Origin of the sequence: Exiguobacterium sp. s95 (assembly GCF_018618655.1) — a bacterium.
GTDB classification, from domain to species: Bacteria; Bacillota; Bacilli; order Exiguobacteriales; family Exiguobacteriaceae; genus Exiguobacterium_A; species Exiguobacterium_A oxidotolerans.
This window is the reverse complement of record NZ_JACSMM010000008.1, coordinates 108,243-130,307: the sequence shown is the minus strand read 5'-3', so window position 1 is coordinate 130,307 and position 22,065 is coordinate 108,243. Positions and strand designations below refer to the sequence as shown.

At 47.5% G+C, this 22,065-nt stretch carries 15 protein-coding genes and 1 riboswitch; of the genes, 10 read left to right on the top strand and 5 right to left on the bottom strand.

The genetic code is table 11. The annotated features are described in order from the left end of the window. Window positions 1-223: 223 nt before the first annotated feature. Both KNP99_RS12560 and KNP99_RS12555 read right to left on the bottom strand, forming a co-directional pair. Window positions 224-982: an anti-sigma factor gene (locus KNP99_RS12560; RefSeq protein ID WP_214767092.1), complete on the bottom strand. Its 759-nt coding sequence runs from the start codon at window positions 980-982 to the stop codon at window positions 224-226. After that, entirely contained in the window at window positions 982-1,527 is a 546-nt protein-coding gene (locus KNP99_RS12555; RefSeq protein ID WP_215193295.1) for an RNA polymerase sigma factor, read from the bottom strand. Before KNP99_RS12555 ends, KNP99_RS12560 begins: the two co-directional genes overlap by 1 nt. Before the next feature lie 229 nt (window positions 1,528-1,756). Between KNP99_RS12555 and KNP99_RS12550 the strand changes: the two genes are divergently transcribed. The 3 genes from KNP99_RS12550 to KNP99_RS12540 all read left to right on the top strand — a co-directional run bounded on the left by KNP99_RS12550 (window position 1,757) and on the right by KNP99_RS12540 (window position 3,878). After that, on the top strand, window positions 1,757-2,020 hold the full coding sequence (locus KNP99_RS12550; protein ID WP_088837854.1) for a metal-sensitive transcriptional regulator: 264 nt from the start codon (window positions 1,757-1,759) through the stop codon (window positions 2,018-2,020). A 239-nt stretch (window positions 2,021-2,259) separates the two neighbouring features. After that, a complete protein-coding gene (locus KNP99_RS12545) occupies window positions 2,260-3,063 on the top strand; it encodes an SMP-30/gluconolactonase/LRE family protein (protein ID WP_214768907.1) in 804 nt (267 codons plus the stop codon). Between the two features lie 107 nt (window positions 3,064-3,170). Next, complete coding sequence (locus tag KNP99_RS12540; protein ID WP_088837856.1) at window positions 3,171-3,878, top strand: MBL fold metallo-hydrolase; 708 nt, start codon at window positions 3,171-3,173, stop codon at window positions 3,876-3,878. Window positions 3,879-4,528: 650 nt separating this feature from the next. Here the strand turns inward: KNP99_RS12540 and KNP99_RS12535 are convergent. Further along, entirely contained in the window at window positions 4,529-6,136 is a 1,608-nt protein-coding gene (locus KNP99_RS12535; protein ID WP_214807152.1) for an alpha-glucosidase, read from the bottom strand. A gap of 166 nt (window positions 6,137-6,302) precedes the next feature. Between KNP99_RS12535 and KNP99_RS12530 the strand changes: the two genes are divergently transcribed. The 4 genes from KNP99_RS12530 (at window position 6,303) to KNP99_RS12515 (ending at window position 10,260) form a co-directional block, all read left to right on the top strand. Next, window positions 6,303-7,490, top strand: a complete 1,188-nt coding sequence (locus tag KNP99_RS12530; RefSeq protein WP_214807151.1) for an aminotransferase class I/II-fold pyridoxal phosphate-dependent enzyme — start codon at window positions 6,303-6,305, stop codon at window positions 7,488-7,490. 62 nt (window positions 7,491-7,552) lie between these two features. Next, window positions 7,553-7,659, top strand: a riboswitch (SAM riboswitch). Between the two features lie 83 nt (window positions 7,660-7,742). Continuing rightward, complete coding sequence (locus tag KNP99_RS12525; RefSeq protein ID WP_214807150.1) at window positions 7,743-8,756, top strand: methionine ABC transporter ATP-binding protein; 1,014 nt, start codon at window positions 7,743-7,745, stop codon at window positions 8,754-8,756. Beyond that, complete coding sequence (locus tag KNP99_RS12520) at window positions 8,746-9,411, top strand: methionine ABC transporter permease (protein WP_214767083.1); 666 nt, start codon at window positions 8,746-8,748, stop codon at window positions 9,409-9,411. The genes KNP99_RS12525 and KNP99_RS12520 overlap by 11 nt, the downstream gene beginning before the upstream one ends. Before the next feature lie 33 nt (window positions 9,412-9,444). Next, window positions 9,445-10,260 (top strand): MetQ/NlpA family ABC transporter substrate-binding protein, encoded by an 816-nt coding sequence (locus KNP99_RS12515; RefSeq protein WP_214768917.1) that lies wholly within the window; start codon window positions 9,445-9,447, stop codon window positions 10,258-10,260. A 797-nt stretch (window positions 10,261-11,057) separates the two neighbouring features. On the opposite strand, the gene KNP99_RS12510 is transcribed toward KNP99_RS12515, so the two are convergent. Beyond that, window positions 11,058-11,936: a CAP domain-containing protein gene (locus KNP99_RS12510; protein ID WP_214767081.1), complete on the bottom strand. Its 879-nt coding sequence runs from the start codon at window positions 11,934-11,936 to the stop codon at window positions 11,058-11,060. 359 nt (window positions 11,937-12,295) lie between these two features. Here KNP99_RS12510 and KNP99_RS12505 point away from each other — a divergent pair, with 359 nt between their 5' ends. Continuing rightward, a complete protein-coding gene (locus tag KNP99_RS12505) occupies window positions 12,296-12,652 on the top strand; it encodes a hypothetical protein (RefSeq protein ID WP_214807149.1) in 357 nt (118 codons plus the stop codon). 22 nt (window positions 12,653-12,674) lie between these two features. Here the strand turns inward: KNP99_RS12505 and KNP99_RS12500 are convergent, their stop codons facing one another. Beyond that, window positions 12,675-15,422 (bottom strand): FN3 associated domain-containing protein, encoded by a 2,748-nt coding sequence (locus KNP99_RS12500; RefSeq protein ID WP_214807147.1) that lies wholly within the window; start codon window positions 15,420-15,422, stop codon window positions 12,675-12,677. 765 nt (window positions 15,423-16,187) lie between these two features. Between KNP99_RS12500 and KNP99_RS12495 the strand changes: the two genes are divergently transcribed. After that, window positions 16,188-18,221 (top strand): thioredoxin domain-containing protein, encoded by a 2,034-nt coding sequence (locus KNP99_RS12495; RefSeq protein ID WP_214807146.1) that lies wholly within the window; start codon window positions 16,188-16,190, stop codon window positions 18,219-18,221. A 200-nt stretch (window positions 18,222-18,421) separates the two neighbouring features. Continuing rightward, on the top strand, window positions 18,422-22,003 hold the full coding sequence (locus KNP99_RS12490) for an SH3 domain-containing protein (RefSeq protein ID WP_215193294.1): 3,582 nt from the start codon (window positions 18,422-18,424) through the stop codon (window positions 22,001-22,003). Window positions 22,004-22,065 lie beyond the last annotated feature (62 nt).

The window sequence follows — 22,065 nt, the reverse complement described above, 5'->3', positions numbered from 1 at the left end:
CCTCAAACAAGAAGCTGAACGCCTCTTAGCTTCTTCAACCGTCGGGACGACGGGGTTAGCCTGATCAATTTTCGACCGTTAGGTCGGATCACTCAGGAATTCTCCACCTCTAAGCGAAGCGTAGGTGGAGGTAGTTCAAACAGTTTGATGTGTTTTTCGACTATTTTGGACGAAATATACAAAAAAGAGACCCACATTTGTGGATCCCTCGACATTTCTTCTCTTATAGTGTAGCGGATGCAATGACTGCTCCGGTTGGTTGTTCTAAATCTGGTTCAGGTTCGACCGTAATCGCGACGGCATCAATCTTGCCACTGCCTTTCAGTGCAAAGACTGCTGCTGCTTGACCATCTTGTTCGATGACTCCGTTCGCCTGCACTTGATCGCCTTGAATCGTCCACATCTGATACAACTCGCCTTCTTTAAGCGGTGGCAAGTCTTTCAATTGAACGAGCATGTATTCTTTATCGTCTTTCGTAAAGATCATGCTCGATCCTTGAATCGAAGCCGTACTCTCGAAGTTTCCCATGCCATTCACTTCATCCAGCGCTAACGCTTCTGTTTGTTCTGGTTCATCTTGCGCTAAGAAATAGGCGTTCGCTCCAAGCGATAATAAGAGAACCGCTGCAATGCTCATTAACCAACCGAGTGGGACTTTTCGTCTCGTTTGCTTTTTCGCACGTTTTGTCTCGAGTTCCGAGGCATGTTCCGGTGTCGGCTGTGTTGTTTTCACAATGTTAGGCGCTTCTTGATCCGTCTCGTTTGACGAAGCAAGGACTTCTCCTAAGATTCTTGATTTCATCCCAGCCGGTACCGGTCGTTCTGGAAGTGATTCCGCGATGGGAAGCATCAATTCTTCCATTTCTTGTAGCGCCTGCTTGCAGTCGTCACAAGTCGCAAGATGTGCTTCGAACGCGTCTCGATCGGCTGCAGATAACGTTCCATTAAAGTAATCAATTAAATCATGACAACGTTCTTCCATCAACGTGCCCTCCCTTCCAATAATTTTCGTAACGCTTGAATCGCACTCCTTATCCTCGTCTTCACCGTTCCGAGGGGCAATTCGAGCTGATCTGAGATTTGTTGTTGCGTTAACCCTTTAAAATAGACAAGCTCAATTAATTCTTGTTGCTCCGGTTTCAATGCTTGGACCGCTTCACGTACTTCAGAAGCGGTTTCCCGTTCGACGACCGTTCGTTCGACCGGTTCATCAAACCCACCGTCTCGTTCTTCAATTTCAATTGTCGGTTGTCGCTTTTCACGCCGTAAACAATCAAGCGCAGCATTTCGGGTAATCGTCAACACCCACGAAGAAAACTTTCCTTTCTCCGTATTGAAGTCAACACGTCCATTCCATATCTTCATCCAGACTTCTTGAATAACTTCTTCAGATAATCGATCGTTGTTCGTAAAGCGATGTGCGAATGAAAACAACAGCCTCTCGTATTTATCATATAACGTTTCAAGAGCCTGTTCATCTCCTCCACGCATCTGATGATAAAGCGATTCATCGGATTGAGTATGCATCCTTCTCCCCCTTGTGATTAGTCAGCCTTATCATATAGTATACGCAAGCTGACGCAAAATCGTTTTAGTTTTCTTTCGTTATTTTGATTATTTTTCTCCACCACATCCATATTCCCTGTTCTATCAAAAAATATAGCTGAAAAATCGATTGAATTGACAGAAATACCATGATGGGCATAGCATGAAGGTATCGAGAATACGTGTTGCATCTTAGAATGGAGGAAAACGAATGGATTACGATCAAAAGATGAAAAATCGGGTCAGTCGGATTGAAGGACAACTGCGCGGTATCTTACGGATGATGGAAGAAGGTCAAGATTGTCGTGACGTCATCACTCAGTTATCCGCTGCACGGTCAGCAATGGACCGGACGATCGGTGTCGTCGTTAGCTCAAACTTGATTGAATGTGTCAAAGAGGCTGAAGCCAGTGGTGAGGGACAAACAGAAGACTTAGTTAAGGAAGCTGTCAGTCTTCTTGTCAAAAGCCGTTAATTTAAAGGATGGTCTTCATTTCGGTAAACTTCCGAGCTGAAGACCTTTTTTAATAGAATCGATTGAATTTTCGAGCGGACGTTTTAGATTAAAGTAAAACAGGTACATTTACTGTGGATACTATGATTCATTTTAGATCACGACACAAACGACTCATATCGCTCTCTTCATTAAGATAGCAATGGTAATTTGTCTTTACTTGATTGATTCAAGCAAGACCATACGTAGGAGGAACATATATGACAGTCTCACTTTTTATTGATGTAGCATGTAAAACAGGCGAATCGCCTGTCTATGACGCCAAAACGAAACGCTTTTATTTCGTCGACATTCCAAACAAGCTGTTCTTTTCATATGATTTGACGACTGAGGCCTTGAAGCCGTTCCAGGTACCGAGCGCGATCACTTCAATCGCTTTAACTGATGCCCCTGATTTTCTCCGGGTGACTTCAGAACATGGTTTCGGAACATTCGATCTGAAAGAAGGTCATCTCTCACTCGAAACGAAGTTGACGATGCCCGACTCGGACCGGATGAACGACGGTAAACTCGATCCATCTGCGCAGTATGTAGCCGGTAGCATCAATGAAGAGGACGGGGAAACGGCCAGTCTCTACCGTTTGCGTCACGATGGCTCGATTGATGTCTTGCTCGAAAGCCTCACGAACTCAAATGGTCTCGTCTGGTCAGAGGACGGAACGACGCTGTACCATATCGACACACCGACTAAAAAAGTCTACGCCTTTGACTATGCACCCGATCAGCCCTTGACGAATCGCCGCGTAGCAATCGATTTAGAAGAAGAAGATGGTTTTCCGGACGGCATGACGAAAGACCGGGATGGACATGTTTTCATCGCGCATTATGCCGGTTCTTGCATCACACGTTGGAATCTTGAAACGGGTGAGAAGCTCGCACACATCGAGTTCCCGGTTGCAAATCCGACGTGCCCAATCGCTTATGAAGATCGTCTGCTCGTCACGACAGCGGCAGATGGAGACGATTCTGCGCATGCTGGTGCCGTCTTCGAAGTCACGTATTAATTTTTGTTTACTCCTCGGTCCAGTCGAGGAGTTTTTTTGTAGACGTCTGTACTAAAACAGGTGATACTAAAGTATCGACGATTATTTTAACGAGGGAGTGAAACGCTATGCGGATCTCAACGATTGAACGACTCCATCAATTACAGACGACACCATCTTTTTTCCCGGTCAACTGTTACCTTTTTGAAGAAGCCGACAGCCTGACCTTGATTGATACCGGGATTTCACTGAACGCCAAAGCAATCCATCGCGTCATCAAGTCCCATCACAAACCGTTACGTTCCATCATCTTGACGCATGCCCACGCTGATCATGTCGGTTCACTCGACTTCTTAGCGAATGCCTTTCCACTCGCCGAAGTGGCAATCAGTTACCGCGACGCAGCGCTTCTTAGCGGTGACGAATCGCTTCGTGAAGGAGAGACGACACCCTTAAAAGGGGGCATCCCGAAAAACATCAAGACACGACCAGACCGTCTGCTTGAAAGCGGCCAACAAGTCGGAAGCCTGAGCGTCATTACGTCTCCCGGACACACCCCGGGCTCGATTTCCTTATGGCATGAAGGCAGTCGGACGTTGATTGCCGGAGATGCCTTCCAAACACAAGGCGGAATCGCTGTTTCCGGCGATACGCGCTGGCAGTTCCCGTTCCCTGCTCTAGCGACTTGGGATAAAGACGTCGCCTTGAAGTCCGCCCATCAATTGACGGAACTGACGCCCGACATCCTTGCGACTGGACATGGTCCTCTCGTTCTCGCACCGAGCTATGAAATGCGTGAAGCTGTCGATCGGTTTGAACAATTGTTAAAACGCTGATCCCACAACAATCTACCGAACCCTTTACCTTGCTTAAAAAGCAGGAAGTGCGGGAGGTAAAAGCGTAAGTATAGACAATTCATGCAGCCGATTTAGAGCGCAATCCGTCTTGAATCGCATTAAACCGAAAAAAGCAATCGTTCGCGCCCCTGTCGCTTTGAAGACGAGACGAGGAACTGATCGCATCTAGACATAGCGTATTCACTTCTCGCACACGTTTTTCTACACGCTCAAAGGGTCTGACTCAAAAGCGGGAACCACTCTCGATTAAAAGGAATCAGGACTTTTTCCATACGTATCTCAGTCAAACACTCAACTATCTGAAACAATAAACATTTGTACAGATATGGCCGATGATCCCGTCAAAAGTGGGTCATCGGCCATTTACTTAATGGAGGACGGGAACGTTCATCCTCGACCCCTGTGGGAAAAGGTAGCGCGATTCGCGGTGAGGATAACAAAACCGTCCGTCACTCTGATTGATGTTGGAGCGACTCTTGAGTCAGCTCCTTCTTTTTTCATCAGCCCGTTCGAAATCAGCGGGACCTAACTCTTGTCATGACCCTCGATCAGAATGTTCCTCAAAACCACGGCACTTTTTCTAGCGTGTCACTTTCTTGTATTTTCCTAAGATGAGACCCTTCACTATTTCACCGACTCGTTTGGTACAGACGCGCCTCATAGGGCTGTAAGATCTCACTTGCACTCTCTTCATAGTTCGAGAGAAGTAACTGTTCATTCGGTAAGGCGAATGTCGTTTCGACCTGTTCATCATGGACGTTCAAGACGATTCGCCACGTCACCCCTGCGAATTCCCGTTCATATACGTAAAGATAAGGATCCTGAATCGCCAAATCACGATACACGCCATACACCATGACAGGATGTTCTTTTCGTAATTGAATCAACTCCCGGTAAAACGCGAGAACCGATTGCGGATCCTGTTCAGCTGCCTGCACGTTGATTGTTTTATAGTTCGGATTGACCGTCATCCATGGTGCCCCTGTCGTAAATCCGCCTGCCCGGCTATCATCCCATTGCATCGGTGTCCGCGAATTATCCCGCGCCCGTAGCTGCATCGATGACAAGACAGTGCCACTCGGCTCTCCCGCTGCGACGCGCTCCTCGTAACGATTACGGAAGGCGACGTCTTGGTACAGAGAAGCATCCGAGAAACGAATACCCGTCATCCCGATTTCTTCTCCTTGATAGACATACGGGATACCCGGTAACGTGTGTAGCATCAAGCCGAGTAACTTGGCGCTCTCGACACGATAGCACTCGCTACCGAAGCGCGTGACTTGTCTTGTATGATCGTGATTATTCAAAAATTGTGAAGCGACGCCTTTCGGGTACAGCGCATCATACCACCGTTTTTGAATCTGTTTATACCGCAGCAGGTCCATTTCTTCCATGTCATCGGCGACTTCGAAATGAAACAACGTCTGTAACTCCTGACGTTCTTCGCTGACATATAACAGCCCATCTTCGGGACCGACAAACGGAATCTCCCCGACCGTAAACAATTCTTTCCCCGCAAGAACTTCCTGATGCATCTCCTGTAAAAATTCATGGACTCCCGGTTGATTGCCTAAGTAGGACAAGTCAAACGGATCCTCCACATCGTCAAACGCCGCTCGTTTTTTAATCAAGTTAATGACATCCATCCGGAAACCATCGATGCCTCGGTCGATCCACCATCGCATCATCGTGTAGACAGATTGACGGACGGCAGGCTGTTCCCAGTTCAAATCAGGTTGTTCTGAAGCAAACGAATGAAAATAGTACTGTTGCCGTCCTTCATCCCACGTCCATGGACTCGGCGCAAAATACGACCGCCAATTGTTTGGTGGTGTTCCTTTTTCCCCGTCATGCCAAATGTACCAATCTGACTTATCATTCGTTTGATCACGGCGCGACTCCTCAAACCAGTGATGTTGATTACTTGTATGATTGACGACAAGATCGAGAATGATTTTTAAGCCGCGCGCATGCGCCGATTCAATCAGCTGGTCCAAATCTGCCATCGTGCCGGCTTTCTCCATGATGCCGTAATAGTCAGCGATGTCGTAACCGTTGTCGATATCAGGTGATGTATAACAGGGGTTAAGCCAAATGACATCCACCCCGAGTGAGGCGATGTAGTCAAGCTTTTCAATCACGCCCCGCAAGTCCCCCATCCCGTCTCCATTCGAGTCGTTAAAACTCCGCCAGTACACTTGATAAACGACGGCTTCTTTCCACCAGGTCCGATTCATCTTTTCCATCTCCCGTCTAGTAGTCGATCGATTACTTGTCTAGTGTATCAAGAACGTCGTCTGAAATTGGAATGTTCTTCTAATTTTTAAGGGATTTTAAAAAACCTCTTTCATTTTGACTGAAAATTCGCTATTCTTGACGACAATACCCGAAGGAGGAACAGAGATGAAACATTTCGCCCCATCGATCGCCATCGATCGCTTGCCCGATCCCGTCTTCGCAGAACTTGCCCAACGGATCGGTTCCGTCAAAGCCGCAGGACACGACGTCATCACGCTTGGTCAAGGAACACCGGACCAAACGACACCCGTACATATTCTCGATGCTTTAAAACAAGCCATCGATGATGCAAGCAATCTCCAATACCCGCCGTTTCGCGGACATGATTTCTTAAAACAGGCCGTCGCTAATTTTTATGAATCAGAATTTGGCGTGTCGGTTGATCCGGCGACAGAAGTCGCGATTTTACTCGGAAGCAAGGCCGGCATCGTCGCCCTTCCGCAGACGATCGTCAATCCCGGTGAAGGGGTCATCGTCCCGGATCCAGGTTACCCGGATTACTTATCGGGCGCAGCACTTGCCGGTGCGTATCCGATCACGCTTCCGCTTCTCGCTGAAAATAGCTTTTTGCCTGACTATGATCTCCTCGATTCGCTTGACGTCGAACGAGCCCGGATGTTGTTCCTCAACTATCCGAGTAATCCGACCGGTGCGACAGCGACGGCAGCGGCTTTTGAACAGACGGTCGCGTTCGCTGATGCACATGACATTTGCGTCGTCCATGACTTAGCGTACGGCGGGATCAGTTTCGATGGTCCGACGCGGAGTTTCCTCCAGACGGAAGGCGCTAAGCATGTCGGGATTGAGTTGTTTTCACTCTCTAAACGGTTCAACATGTCCGGCTTCCGGATTGCCTTTGCAATCGGTAATCCGTCCGTCATCGCGAGCATCGAAACATACCAGGAACACCTTTACGTCAGTGCCTTCACACCGATCCAGCATGCAGCGACGGTCGCACTTTCAAGCGACCAGACATGTGTCCGTGAACTGAGCGCCTTGTATGAGACGCGACGCGATGCGTTGTTCGGTGCATTAAACGAAATCGGCTGGGCAGGACCGGTTCCGGGTGGTTCGTTCTTCGTCTGGCTCCCTGTTCCGTCCGGCTTCACGTCACAAAGCTTCACCGATCACCTGCTCGACGAAGCGCACGTCGCCGTGACACCGGGTCATTTCTTTGGTACATACGGTGAAGGTTACGTCCGGATCAGTCTGATTGCCGATGTCGACCGACTCGTCGAGGCTGTCAAACGAATCGGGACCCTTCAGCTCTTCCAAACCGCCGTTGCCGAATAATTCTGAAAAAACGTTTGACAGATGGGAATCATTTCCGTTAAAGTAAATCCCAACAGCATAGCTACTTATCGAGAGCGACCGAGGGATTAGGCCCAACGACGTCCGGCAACCACCAGTAATGGAACGGTGCCACATCCTACAGAACTTCTTTTGTTCTGAGAGATAAGTTACGAAATTCTACAATTCGTCGCTTTTTTCTGGTTGCTCTCTAACTGGAAAAAAGCGATTTTTTTGTATAGGGAGGGAAACATCATGATTGAGTTCGCACACATCACAAAACAATTTGTCCGTGACCGTACACCGATTTTTGCATTAAACGATGTCAACTTAACGATTGAACAAGGGGAAATTTTCGGCATCATCGGTGAATCCGGCGCCGGAAAAAGTACACTCTTACGGTTGATTAACGGACTCGAGACACCGACGAGCGGTACGGTCATAGTAGACGGAGCCAATCTATCACGTGTCTCCAAAACGTCTCTCCGCAAACTCCGTCTCCGGGTCGGTATGATCTTTCAACACTTTCAACTGATTCAGTCCCGCACCGTTGCCGACAATATCGCGTTCGCCTTAAAGGCTGCCGGTGTCAAACGGCGTGAGTTCCCGAAACGGATTCAAGAATTAACGGCACTCGTCGGACTCGAAGGATTCGAGACGAACTACCCGAGCCAACTCAGTGGTGGACAAAAACAACGCGTCGGCATCGCACGAGCGCTCGCCAACAATCCAAACGTCTTACTCTGTGACGAAGCGACATCAGCGCTCGATCCCGTGACGACGCTCCAGATTCTCGATTTACTGAAAGATTTGAACGCCCGGCTCGGTTTGACGATCATCCTCATCACCCACGAAATCGACGTCGTCAAACAAATTTGTCACCGCGTCGCCGTCATGGCGCACGGTGAAGTCGTCGAAGTCGCTTCGACTTACGCCATATTTAGTCAAGCCGAACATCCGGTCACAAAACATTACGTCGATACGGCACTCCAAATCGAGTTGCCGGAACGGATTTTACGGACGACACCCGGCAAAGTCATTCGACTTCAGTTCACGGGTGAAAAAACAGGTGAGAGTACCTTATCTGAAGCCATCAAACAATTCGATATCGCAGTCAGCATCCTGCATGGGAAGGTCGACTACATTCAGGACGTCGCGTTTGGCGTCTTAATCGTCAGTTTGACGGGACCGACACTGCACGTGAATCGTGCCTTAACCTGGCTCGAGGGACAGTTGCACGCAATCGAGGTGATTCAAGATGTCGCTTGACCGGTTTACGACAATGCTTCCCGACTTAACGAAAGCACTCGGAGAGACGGCCTTCATGGTCGGCATTTCACTCGCCTTCGCCATCATCATCGGAATTCCACTCGGGATTTTATTATTCATCACCGACCGCGGACTCTTTTTCCAAAACGTTTTCATTCGAACGACGTTGGACTTCGCCATCAACATCGTCCGCTCGTTACCATTCATCATCCTACTCGTTGCTTTGATTCCATTGACGCAACTCATCACGAAGACGACGATCGGTCCCGCTGCCGCCTCGGTCAGCTTGAGCGTCGCCGCGATTCCGTTTCTCGCCCGACTCGTCGAAACCTCACTCCGTGAGATTCCACCCGGCTTGATTGAAGCAGCAGAAGCGTGCGGGGCGAAACCGCTTCGCATCATTATCAGTGTTCTCCTTCCGGAAGCATTGCCCGGAATCATTCAAGGCTTGACGTTGACCTTGATCAGTCTGATCGGATTCTCAGCGATGGCAGGGATTGTCGGTGGCGGCGGAATTGGTGACCTCGCGATCCGGTTCGGTTATTACCGGTACGATAACGTCGTCATGATCATGACGATCGTCGTGCTTGTCGTCATCATTCAAGTCATTCAGGCACTCGGCAACCGGTTCGCACGTGTCGCCGATAAACGATAACTTACAAATAGAGAACGCAAGGGAGAGATTACGATGAAAAAACGCTATGCCTTTTTAGCAACAGGATTATTAGGAGCAAGCATCTTAGCCGGATGCGGTGACAGCAGTGCAAATGAAGAAACGAAGTCCATCAAAATCGGGGCGACGAGTGGTCCGTATAGCGATATGGTCAAAGAAGCGATTCAACCGGGACTCGAAAAGAAAGGCTACAAAGTCGAAATCGTCGAATTCAGTGATTACATTCAACCGAACCTTGCCCTCGGGAGCGGTGATATCGATGCCAACCTGTTCCAGCACTCGATTTATTTAAAAACGTTTGCGAAAGAAAAAAATCTCGATCTCACAGGGTTGATCACTGTCCCAACCGCACCGATGGGATTATACAGCAAGTCCTATAAAACGTTGGACGATGTCAAAGAAGGTGCTGAAGTCGCGACACCGAACGATCCGACGAACCAGGCACGTGCTTTGAACCTGTTAGCGGATCAAGGTTGGATTGAACTAAAAGCAGATACCGATCCATTGACCGTCTCAGAAAAGGACATCATCAAAAATCCAAAGAAACTCGTCATCAAACCGCTTGAAGCCGCTCAGCTCCCACGCGCTGTCGAAAGTGTTGATATTTCAGCTGTTCCCGGAAATTTCGCACTTGCTGCGAAGTTCGACTTACTCGATGCACTCGCACTCGAGACGATGAACGAGCAGTACCGCAACTTAGTCGCTGTTAAGACAAGTGACGAAGACAAACAACTGGCCAAAGACTTAACCGCTGTCGTCAAATCGGATGATTTTAATGAAGTGATCGAAAAATCATTCAAAGGATTCAGCAAACCAGACTGGGCGAATTGAGCAGGAGTGTCTGTCTGACTTTTACGCAAACACCTTCGTCTTGCCACTTCTTAAAAGGGTAAACGCCATAAAAAACCGGACGGCTCCACCTCCTTTCAATAACAGGGGTGGGCCGTCCGTTTTTTCGATAGTATCTCTGTTACTCGTCGCTCCCCTCTTCCCGAATCGCAGCCTTTCTCAGGTCTTCTTCCATTAGAAAGCCTAAAAAGATTTGCTTCCACGTGACTCCTACGGGAAAAAGCGCAAGGCTTGCTTGCGCCTCGCCCGAGGAAAGCACGAGAAGCAGGAATCTTTTCGCCTCTTAACATTCATTTCCACCGACTGACACCACATATTTTCTGATTCGTAGAATGCGTCGCCCATCCTTCCCAAATCGTCTCCGAGCGGCAAGCCTTCGCGCCGCTTCGTTTCACTGCAGGGTTGCGCTTGCTTGCTCTTTCGCTCGAAAGCGATTCGTGTCAGGAAACGCGACGCATCACAGGATTTCTAGTATCTCCTTCTATATAGAAAAGCTAAAAAAGATTCACTTCATCGTGACTCCTACGGGAAAAAGCGCAAGGCTCGCTTGCGCTGTCAGAGGCAGGCGAGACCCTGCATCTTGACCTGTAAGGGAAAGAGGCAACGGCTTGCGCCTCGCCCGAGGAAAGCACGGGAAGTAAGAATCTTTCGTACCACTTATATCAACCACCTACGTTTTTTGATTCGTAAGATATCACGTTTCCCGGGACTCAAGACAAACCAAAAAGCCTAGGTTCCCATTGACGAGAACCTAGGCTTTACTTTAGTTCGTGCTATTTTCACGGTGTTCTAAAGTTAATCGTAAAGTACGGTGCATCTTTTCTAAACGCCACTCCAACATCCGCTTGTTTGAAGCCGCTTTGCATGATGTTCTCACGATGCCCTTTTGAGTTCATCAATCCCCAGTGAGCAGCGAAGACATTTGGATACCCCATCGATAAGTTTTCACCCGCCATCGAGAAGCGAATGCCTTCTGCCTTCATCCGGGCGAACGGGTCACGGCCTTCAGGATCCGTATGCGAGAAAAAGTTATTCTCCGCCATGTTTTCACTGTGTCCGCGCGTGACCGGTTTTAATGCTGTATACGGCGACAATGCAGGTTTCTTGTATTCGGCACGTTCCCAGTTCATCAGGCGTAACATCAATTTCTCATCCGTCGTCCGTAATGCTTTTGAAGCAGCACCATAGAACCCTTCTTTTTTCGCTTCGACGTCCTTCGGAATCGCCAGTGTTGCTTTGACGCGATTTTTATCATATTGATCAAAGAAATACGTCACGTAGTTATCGTTCTTTTCATAGACGGCTGCGTGATCAAGGTTCAGCATGTAGTTCGTATTTCCCTTTCGATAGGACTTGACGACCTTCCAGCCTTTTTTCGCAAGCGTCGCTTCCGTATCTTTATTTAACGTCGCGCCTTGCGTCGTCACGCCGTCCCGGAAACGATACTTCCCGTAATCTTTCCCGTCTTTCGTCAGTGCGACAAACTCCTCTGTCGCTGTCCGTCTGACTTCCCACTTGTATCCCGGGTACTCACTTGTATATGCATCAATCAGCTTTCCCCCACTTTTCGGGTACTCCGCCTCCGCTTGTTCGATTGGAACGCTTTCGCAACCAAAGAAAGCAAATGCTATTACCCCGAGGACTAATACTTTTTTCATCCTGCTGGTCCGCCTCCTTCTTTCTTGCATTACCCTTATTTTAAAAGAAATTGAACCGTTCGAACAGTCAGAGTATCCATTCTAAGAAAATCACATGATTCATTCGACTTGTTCACAACACAGACACATTTTAGTAACATCGCCTTTAAAGGTCTGACAACTTAGTCCGAAGCCATTCTCATTTCATTATCGTACAGAAAATGAACTATTTTCCCCTCTTGTTGAAATGTGTGAACATTCTTTTATTTTCATTCTTTGCAAATCTTATTGCCGTTCTTTCATCACCTAGCTAATATTAGGAATCGTAAGGAAAAAAAATACGTGTTTGTCCATATAATATCCATCAAAAGGAGTATGCCATGATTCTTCTCTACTTTATCTATGAATCGATTACGTTTCTCGCGATTCAGCAGTACTTGTTTTCAGGTTGGATGATTCTCGTTGTGTTGACGGTCTCCTTTAGTCTCGCGAACGCACATGACGAAGTTCACTATAGCCAACGTTTCGGATTCGAACTGCTCGTTCCCGGTGTCGGAAACTTATTACGGAAGAACTTTATCGTCGGTCTCGCCACGATTATTACCTTAATCATCATCCACTTCATGTACATGTTTCGGATCCTTCCTCTTGAAACTGCCCTGCTCCTCACCTTTTCAATCAGTAGCCTTTCCTTCCTATCTCTTTTTATCCGAACACACAAAAAAGCGGACCGCTAAGTCCGCTTTTAAGCCTCTTTACTTAATACTTATCTGTTTCTTTCAATTTATACCCATTCGATAATTCTAACCAAACCGTATTTCCTTTTTTCGTTTTCACCTTGATGTAAGGACGGTCTTTAGAAACACGTAGCTCAAGAAGTTCACCTTGCTGATCAGCGTGTGTCTCACTTGCTTTATCCCAGTTTCCTGCAAGTTTACGCTCGATGAAGATATGTTTTCCTTTTTGAACAGCACGCCATTTCCCGATTTCTGCTTTACCATTAACTGCTTTTGCGCTTTCCATCCCCTGAATCGAAATGATTGCCGGATCGTGGTCGCTCGCGCTTCCGTCTGCTTCCATGTAATCCGAGTTGATGTTGACGATGTCAGAAGACGTATACGATTTTAAGTTTTTCGAGATTAGGATGTGATCGAGTACTTGTGCGTTACCATTATAGACATACGAGTAACGTTCTGATTTCGGAAGATCATCGACCGTGTTCCACAAGTTCTTTCCTTTGAGGATGTCGAGTGTTTTCGAGAACTGGAAGTCATTCAAGTCACCAAGAACAACGACATTCGAGTCTTTGACTTCTGTTTCGAGTTCATTGACGAAATCTTGGACGATTGTCGCAATCGCATGACGCTGTACTTCGCTCTTACGTACGACCGGTTGATTTTTACCGAAGTCTGCTCCGTCGCCACCTTTAGAGTTAAAGTGGTTGACGATGACATGGTACGACTCCCCTTTGAAGAGGAATTCCCCGACGAGTGGCTTCCGTGAACTTGCGAAGTTCGGGTCGAGCGGTTGAATCCGTCCCGGGTTACTCGTCAACTTGCCGTTTTCGACCGAAACCGCTTCTGTTGCCGTTCCTTTTTTACCTGGTGCAAGTGAGACGCGCTCCGGGTTATACAAGAAGCCGACACGGATGTTTCCGCCTGGCTGTCCGCCATCTTTTTTATCTTCTGGTGCGATGTCTGTATACGCATACTTAACGCCAGTTTTCGCTTCAATTGCTGCAATCAATGTTTCAAATGATTTGGATGCATCGACGGTTCCACTATCAACTGCACCATCGTTATCTTGCATTTCTGTCAAACCGACGATGTCCGGTGTTTTGAGGAACGTCGCAATCCCTTCCGAGACACGATCAACTTTCCCGGCGTCTGCTGTCGAAGCAAAGTTTTCGACGTTATACGATGCGACCGTCAAACGTGACTCTCCTGTTTCGATGTTCGTCGGTTGACGATCAATTTCACTCGTGACGAGTTTCGGAAGATCAGCTGCTTTTGACAAGACTTTATAAGCAGAGTAGTTGTAGCTCATGACGCCTTCAATCGTTCCTTCAAAACGGTCACCTGATTTCGCACGGTATGACGAACTGCCCATCTCGACGAAGAGACGTTCCGGGTTGACGTTGTCTGCCGTCAAGATTGGTGTACCACGTTTCGTGTAGACTTTGTCTGCTGTTTGCGTCCGGACCGGAATCGTCCGGTTTGCTTGTGGACCTGTAACGATGGCATTCGGAAGTGCAACACGCATCCCTTCGACACTTTCATACAGGTCGATTGCATCTTCTTCCGGATCAAAGTTCGCGAACGCATCGTTATCGACGACATCCGTCGGAATCAAGACGCCGTCCCCACCGAGGACGATGCTTGCAGGTAATCCTTCGTTAAGTGCTCCTTTAACGAGGTTGACAGCACTGAGCTCTGTTACAGGCAAGTCTGTCTCCGCTTTATCACTATATCCACCTAATAGCCATTCTTTCACATATCCAGTTGTCGCGACCTTTTGTCCGACTGCCGCTCCGTGGTTTTTCGAATACACTAAGATACCTTCAGATGTCTTACTGTTATTATCCGGATTCGGATCCTGCATGTAGAAGTTGTTTGCATCCACGATATACGTGACGACACCTGTCGTCCGAACGAGTTGATCGGCGTATGGAGACAAATGTGCAATTCCTTGGATACTGCTGATTTTCGTGAGGGGTGGTGCGATGTAATATTTGAACGTCGAAACGGCTGACGTTTTATCATTCTTGACGACGACTGCTTGAATCGTCATTTCCTCATTAATTATGATCGGCTCTGAGTAAACCGGACTTTCAACTGTCGGTGTTGATCCATCGACTGTATAGTGAATCGTCCCTTCCCCTGTAAGCGTTACTTTATCACCACGCTCAACTTCGCCGACTGGGTCAGCCGTTGGTGCAACGAGAATATCGCCTGCTACTGCTTTATGTGATCCTAAATCTGTTAATGTATCGACCGGGAAGCTTGTCCATTGTGACGGTTCATATGTTTTTGAACCGGTCGTCACGTTTGTGTTACGGACGAGCGTCGTATCTTTCGCGAAATCCGCACTTGATCCGATCGGTCCGATGATGTCGAGGACGACATCTCCTTTTTTCAGGGCAACGGGATCGTTACCGTTGAAGTTCAGTGATCCTGTCGTTTGTTGTGCTTTTGCTTTAATGTCAGCATTTGCACTTGAGTTTGCAATGACGAATGTTTTCCCCGGGTCAATCGTTCCGGAAAGCGTGATTTTTGATTCAGACGGTCCACCATTCGTATACTGTACGAGTGTGTAGTCAGCGAGATTGATGATTTGTCCCGAACCATTGTAAATCTCGATCGCTTTGTTATTGCTCGATCCTTCTATGTACTCTGACAGGATGACGCCTTCGCCCTCTGCCCCTACGATGATGCCTGCCTGCGGAAGAATACCTGCTGTTAATGCTCCGACCAATGCCCACTTACCAAACGTACTTCCGTATTTCATGATGTTGACCCCCTATTTAATTTTCTGACACTTCTTTATAATATCAGAAATAATTTGGAAAAGTGTATATTTTTCGTAAAAAAACATGTTATCCTTCGTAAATGATAATAATGGTATCGCTTACAAATTTTTATCGTTCGCTTTTATTATAATTATCTTTTGGAGTCACTCTCATCAATGGATGTCTTCCCACCGTTAGCAAGTTAAAAAAGGGCATAAAAAAAACGCCTTCTCAGCGTGTTGGTTTCTTTTACATTAGTTGTCAGTGGAATCGAGGACACAGGTGATCAAAACACCTGAAACGACGAAAGCCCTACCTCTCTTTCGTTGTTACGGCTCCTTGGCCGCGCCAGCTGAATCAAGCGTTTTAGCAAGAATCAAGTTGCGTATTAGGTTACGCATTTACTGGGATTTTTAGAGTTTCGCTCGGATGAGCTGAAAAGTATCGAATGGAAGGTTTATCTTGCTGGGTCAACTTCTTCCCTAAAGAAGAAGGACAAAATAAAAGCGATGACTTATGTCTGACTCGATTGTCAGTTAAGGTCTAAAAATCCTGACCTGATTATTAAATTGTGTATTGTGGGTTAAAGATTCTCACATGAGTGATCATCCCCGATTCATGACATTTCTTAATATAACACAAAATATTTTACAAAGTCAATCTTTTTTTATCTCTAGATTTCTTTGACTAAATCAAGTTGATACAGACCTTAGAAATCGCTATCGTAAAGATACAAATACTATAGAAGAAACGAGGTACACATTATGCCGACAAACCGGTTGATTCACGAAACAAGCCCTTACCTGCAACAACATGCTTCCAATCCGGTTGATTGGTATCCGTGGGGAGAAGAAGCCTTCACTGCCGCCCGGACAGCAAATAAACCGATTTTTTTATCGATTGGTTATTCGACCTGTCACTGGTGCCACGTCCTTGCCCATGAAAGTTTCGAGGATGACGAAACGGCAACGATGCTGAACGAACGTTTCATCTCGATTAAAGTCGATCGGGAGGAACGACCGGATATCGACCAAATCTACATGACGGCAGCCCAAATCATGACCGGTCAAGGAGGATGGCCGCTCAGCGTCTTCATGTCGCCGGAACAAGTTCCGTTTTATATCGGGACGTATTTTCCGAAGACACCCCAGTTCAACCGCCCGAGTTTCCGACAAGTCCTGCTTCAGCTGAGCGAACACTATCAAACGGATCCGCAAAAAATTAAACGGGTCGGTACACAAATCGAACAGGCGTTGCTCGATGTCAGCACGGTCAAGCAGCACGGCACGCTGGATGAGGAGCTGTTACACACAACATTCGACCAAGCGATGCGCCAATTCGATGTCACGCATGGCGGATTTGGCGGTGCACCGAAATTCCCGTCTCCGTCCCTGTTGACGTTCCTGCTCGATTATTACCAGTACGCGGAAGACGAGACGGCACTCCAGATGGTCATGCGGACGCTGACTGCGATGCGTGACGGCGGCATCACCGATCAAGTCGGCTTCGGCCTCTATCGTTATACCGTGGATGCCGCTTGGGTGATTCCCCATTTTGAAAAGATGCTCTACGATAATGCCTTGTTCGCGACCCTTTGCCTCGAGACGTATCAAGCTTCCGGGAATGACCGCTTCAAACAGTACGCGGAAGAAATCTTCACGTATGTCGAACGTGACCTGTTATCGAACGAAGGTGCTTTCTACTCGGCAGAAGATGCGGATAGTGACGGTCACGAAGGACTATTTTATAGTTTCTCCTATGATGAGCTGATACAACTGCTAGGTGAAGAAGCCTTCTTCCCGCGGTATTACGGTGCAACACCAAACGGGAACTTCGAAGGACGGAATGTGTTTCACCGTTCAAATCAAAATCTCCACGCATTCGCTGCTGAAGTAGCACGCCCCGTCGCAGATGTCGTGCGCCAACTTGAACACGAACGGCAACAACTCTTTTCACACCGTGCGCATCGAACTCGACCATTTCGGGATGATAAGATTTTGACGTCATGGAACGCGTTAATGATTTCCGCTTTTGCAAAAGCAGGACGGATTTTAGGAAACCCGCATTATACGACCGTTGCCAAACGCGCGCTCACCTTCATCGAGCACCACTTATTCGATGGTAGCCACTTACGCGTCAGCTATCGAGAAGGACACGCTCAAGGCAGAGGATTTCTCGACGACTACAGTTTTCTCGCGGAAGCTTATCTCGAGTTACATCTTACGACACAAGAAGTACCGTACCTTAAACAGGCTCGTCGCCTGACGGATGTCATGCTTTCAGCGTTCGGCGATCCGTCCGGTAGTTTTTTCTTCACGGCGTCAGAAGCAGAACGCCTGTTGATTCGACCGAAGGAAGTCTATGACGGTGTGACACCGGCTGGTAATAGCACAGCGACCTTGAACTTATTCCGCCTCTCCCAATTGACGGGAGACTCGCGTTACCTCGAGACGGCGCACCGTATCCTTCAATCGGTCGCGGAAGATATCAAGCAACAACCGACCGGTTATGCTTCATTAATGAGCGCTTATTGCCGTATCATGATGAAGCCTCAAGAATTGATTGTGTTAGCAGACGACATGACGAAGGTCGAACCGCATCTCCGGCGCCTCTTCAAACGCCGTCACCCGGAGTTATCCCTTCTCGTCGGCCGAAAAGCAGAACTACTCGAAATCGCTCCATTTATCGAAGACTACCAGTTGATCGCGGGTCAGCCGACAGCCTATCTGTGCCACGACTTTACGTGCGATCAACCGACGACAAACCTCGACGAACTCCTCGCTCAACTGGATCTCTAACAATCATTCCCTTCTGTTTTCTACAAACAGAAGGGTTTTTCAAAAATCTAAACCCCTATTTTCAAAAAAATTCTAATTTTACTTTAGATAAATGTTTTATTGTCGATAGTAGAGATAGGAACACTTATCTTACACCTTAGAATCGACACCCTAGAGCCTGAAACGTCCCCGGACGAATTCTAACTAGGAGGAAATGCTCTTTGAACACGACACTATTCACGAAAACCTTGAAGATGCTCGTCAGCTTCATCATGGTCCTCGGCGTATTGTTTACGTATACTAAAGCACCTGAGGCCGCCACGACGAAAGCGACGACTTATCGCCTGTCTACAGATAGTTATCTGTATGACCGGACGACATCTTCCCGGAAACGCTTGTTGACGATCAAGACCGGAACAATCGTTTCATCCACGTATGAATCTACTTCTGGCTATTTCAGAAGAGTAACGTACGGCGGAAAAACGGGATACGTCGCGTCAAAATATTTAACACCCTACTATCAAAAACAATCGATCAGTGGGCAACGCTTCGCCATTTCAAAACCGATGACGCTCCATCAATCTGCGATGACGACCGCGAAAACAATCGCGACACTCGATGCAAACGATGTCTACTACACTTCTCAAAAGGTCATCAATCCTTACGGTGAAGTGTGGTATCGCGTCATGTACGACGGAAAAACAAGCTACATTCAAGCGCTCAACGCAAATCCGATCAGCTATCAACGTTTGACGGATACGACGTATGAGACGACCGATGCGTACAGCCTTCGTCAATACGCAGGAACAGGCTTCCCGCGTGAACTCGTCGTTCCGAGCGGGACGTCCTTAAAGACGACAGGTCGCATTGGGGATTGGTTCAAAGTATCCTATGCCGGAAAATCCGGTTATATGTACAAAGAGGCATTCCTTGGCGCCTCTAAACAAAACGTCACGACAATCCAAGAAACAACGTTCAAATTAAAGCTCACGACGTCGCTTTATGATGCGACGGACTTAAGTAAAAAATCGCTTTTGACGATCCCAAGCGGTACTCTCGTCAAATCGACCGTCAAATCAGGTCTCTATCACCGTGTTACATACAACGGAAAAACAGGCTATGTATTAACGACGGCACTCACTGAGTATACGTCGACTGCTAAAATCGCTTCTTCTCGTTTCATGATGACGAAGTCGCTTGAAATTAAAGCGACCCCATCCAGTACGAGTTCTACAAAAGCGACATTCCACTCAGGTGATGTCTACTATACAAAATACTTGGTGACGAACGCGATTGGCGAACAATGGCACAAAGTATCAAAAGATGGTCAGACTGGGTATGTCAAAATCAATCAAGGAACGTCGATTGCTTATAAAGCACTGACGGATCTCTCCTTAAAAACGACTGCTCCGACGGCACTTCGTTCCTATGCCGGTCCTTCATATGCGACCGTCAAAACGATTCCGACGGGTACGGTCATCGCAATTAAAGGTCAAATCGGCAGCTGGTACAAAATCACGTATGATGGCAAATCAGGTTATGCAGCAGCTTCGACGTTTGCCGATCATGTCACGACTGAAAAAATATCAGGTGTCCGTTTCAAACTTTCAACTGACGTCGCCATCAAATCTTCACCAAAATCGTCAGCAACGACAGTCGCGACGTTCAGCAAGGATGACATTTATTACACGACTGAAGTCGTCACAAACGGCTCAGCTAAATGGCACCGTGTCACAAAAGACGGTAAGACAGGTTACATCCCTGTCAACCAAGGGACGCCCGTCTCTTATGCGTCAGAAGACTTGAACGTCAAGACGACTGCAACGACGTCACTCCGCTCTTACGCCGGATCTTACGACGTCATTAAAGCAATTCCGGCAGGAACGATCTTAACGATCAAAGGCAAAATCAACGAGTGGTACAAACTCTCGTTCGATGGAAAAACGGGTTATGCCGACTCTGATACAATGACGGAATTAATTACGAAGCAATCCTTGTCTTCTTCACGCTTCATCTTATCGAAATCCGTCGAAATCAAAGCAAGTCATCATTCGACTGCTGATACGATCAAGACACTATCGGCTGGAAACGTCTACTATACGACGCAGCTCGTCACGAATGGACGCGATGAGAAGTGGCACCGTATGTCAATCGACGGACAAACAGGTTATGTCAAGATCAATCAAGGAACACCGATCTTATATAACAGCTTACCTTCACACCAGTATGAAGCGACAGCTGCAACACCAATTCGCTCGTACGCTGGATCATCATACGCAACACTCACGACGATTCCGACTGACACAGTCGTGACGCTAAGCGGACAGATTGGTGAATGGGTCAAAGTAACTTACAATGGCAAAACGGGTTATGCTTCGAGCGCTACACTGAAAGAGCATCTCGAAACGAAAAAAATCACAGGTTCACGCTTCTTGCTGAACAGTGCCATTGCCGTCAAATCATCTCCGGATGATACGGCAACAACTGTCACGACGTTAGGTTTCGGAAATGTTTACTACACGACGACACTCGTCACGACATTCACGAACAGCCAGTGGCATAAAATCACGGTCGATGGGAAAACAGGGTACGTCAAACTCGGTCAAGCGACGTCACCAATCAGCTACACGGCAAAAGACAAGCTGTATGTAAGAGCAACTGCGCCTACGTCACTTCGCTCGTACGTTGGTGATTCTTACAACGTCTTAACGACGATTCCTGCAAACATCGTCCTGACCGTCACTGGTCAAATCGGAAACTGGTATAAAGTCAGCTACGATGGTAAAACAGGCTATGCGTATAATGGCACACTCGTCACGACATCATCGAAATTGAACGTCTACAACTCAGTTGCGACACCGTACACGTTCGACAGTTTCATCAGTGCACAAATGAAATTGTATCCATCACCACAAACAGATCTGTACAATAATAAGATCATGTATGTCAGTGCTGGTTACGTCCGACTCGGTGGTGGACTCGATCCCGTTTACGGAACGCTTGCAACCGTCACAGCGACGACACCGCTCAACATCCGTTCAGGCGCGACGACAGCGAGTCACATCTATGGTCAGTTCAAACCAAACAATTTAATTAAGGTCTACCAAAACGTCAGCGGTTTCTATACGACGTATCCACGCGTCTACAGTTCATCTTCGAACTACTCGACAATCCAGTGGTTAAATGCACTCGAGTCAGACGTCCGTGATATCGCTGATCCATTGAAGGTCGACCGTAACTCACAATCATTCTATCAATTCCTTGATTTATCGAAGTCGACGGGTGCTTCTGCCGCGACGCTCGATAAAGTCATCGGTTCAAAAGGCATCTTTGCAAAATGTACGACAGGAAGTTGCGGACAAGCTTTCATCGACGCAGGTGCAAAATATGCAGTCAATGAAGCATACCTCATCTCGCATGCGATGCTTGAGACAGGCAACGGCACGTCGACACTCGCGATGGGTGTGACATGGAACGGACGTAAAGTCTACAACATGTACGGAATCGGTGCATATGACTATGATGCGATCAATACTGGCGCAGCTTACGCGTACAGCCAAGGCTGGTTCACACCGGAAGCAGCGATCATTGGTGGTGCAGAGTTCATTAGCACGAAGTACATCCATAATGCCTACGACCAAAACACGCTTTACAAAATGCGCTGGAGTCCGACGCGCCCTGGTTCCCATCAATATGCAACAGACATGGGCTGGGCCGTTAAACAGACGTACCAACTCTATAACCTCTATCAACAGATGGACAGTTATACGGCCGTCTTCGATATTCCAGTTTTTGCACGATAAGCACGACTTTGCTTCGCAACAAAAAAACGCTGTTCCCGTCATTGCGGAAACAGCGTTTTTTC

What these genes read in the sequence shown, in the direction of transcription:
- KNP99_RS12560 (WP_214767092.1), bottom strand. Translation starts at nt 982, where the DNA reads ATGGAAGAACGTTGTCATGATTTAATTGATTACTTTAATGGAACGTTA.
- KNP99_RS12555 (WP_215193295.1), bottom strand. Translation starts at nt 1,527, where the DNA reads ATGCATACTCAATCCGATGAATCGCTTTATCATCAGATGCGTGGAGGA.
- KNP99_RS12550 (WP_088837854.1), top strand. Translation starts at nt 1,757, where the DNA reads ATGGATTACGATCAAAAGATGAAAAATCGGGTCAGTCGGATTGAAGGA.
- KNP99_RS12545 (WP_214768907.1), top strand. Translation starts at nt 2,260, where the DNA reads ATGACAGTCTCACTTTTTATTGATGTAGCATGTAAAACAGGCGAATCG.
- KNP99_RS12540 (WP_088837856.1), top strand. Translation starts at nt 3,171, where the DNA reads ATGCGGATCTCAACGATTGAACGACTCCATCAATTACAGACGACACCA.
- KNP99_RS12535 (WP_214807152.1), bottom strand. Translation starts at nt 6,136, where the DNA reads ATGAATCGGACCTGGTGGAAAGAAGCCGTCGTTTATCAAGTGTACTGG.
- KNP99_RS12530 (WP_214807151.1), top strand. Translation starts at nt 6,303, where the DNA reads ATGAAACATTTCGCCCCATCGATCGCCATCGATCGCTTGCCCGATCCC.
- KNP99_RS12525 (WP_214807150.1), top strand. Translation starts at nt 7,743, where the DNA reads ATGATTGAGTTCGCACACATCACAAAACAATTTGTCCGTGACCGTACA.
- KNP99_RS12520 (WP_214767083.1), top strand. Translation starts at nt 8,746, where the DNA reads ATGTCGCTTGACCGGTTTACGACAATGCTTCCCGACTTAACGAAAGCA.
- KNP99_RS12515 (WP_214768917.1), top strand. Translation starts at nt 9,445, where the DNA reads ATGAAAAAACGCTATGCCTTTTTAGCAACAGGATTATTAGGAGCAAGC.
- KNP99_RS12510 (WP_214767081.1), bottom strand. Translation starts at nt 11,936, where the DNA reads ATGAAAAAAGTATTAGTCCTCGGGGTAATAGCATTTGCTTTCTTTGGT.
- KNP99_RS12505 (WP_214807149.1), top strand. Translation starts at nt 12,296, where the DNA reads ATGATTCTTCTCTACTTTATCTATGAATCGATTACGTTTCTCGCGATT.
- KNP99_RS12500 (WP_214807147.1), bottom strand. Translation starts at nt 15,422, where the DNA reads ATGAAATACGGAAGTACGTTTGGTAAGTGGGCATTGGTCGGAGCATTA.
- KNP99_RS12495 (WP_214807146.1), top strand. Translation starts at nt 16,188, where the DNA reads ATGCCGACAAACCGGTTGATTCACGAAACAAGCCCTTACCTGCAACAA.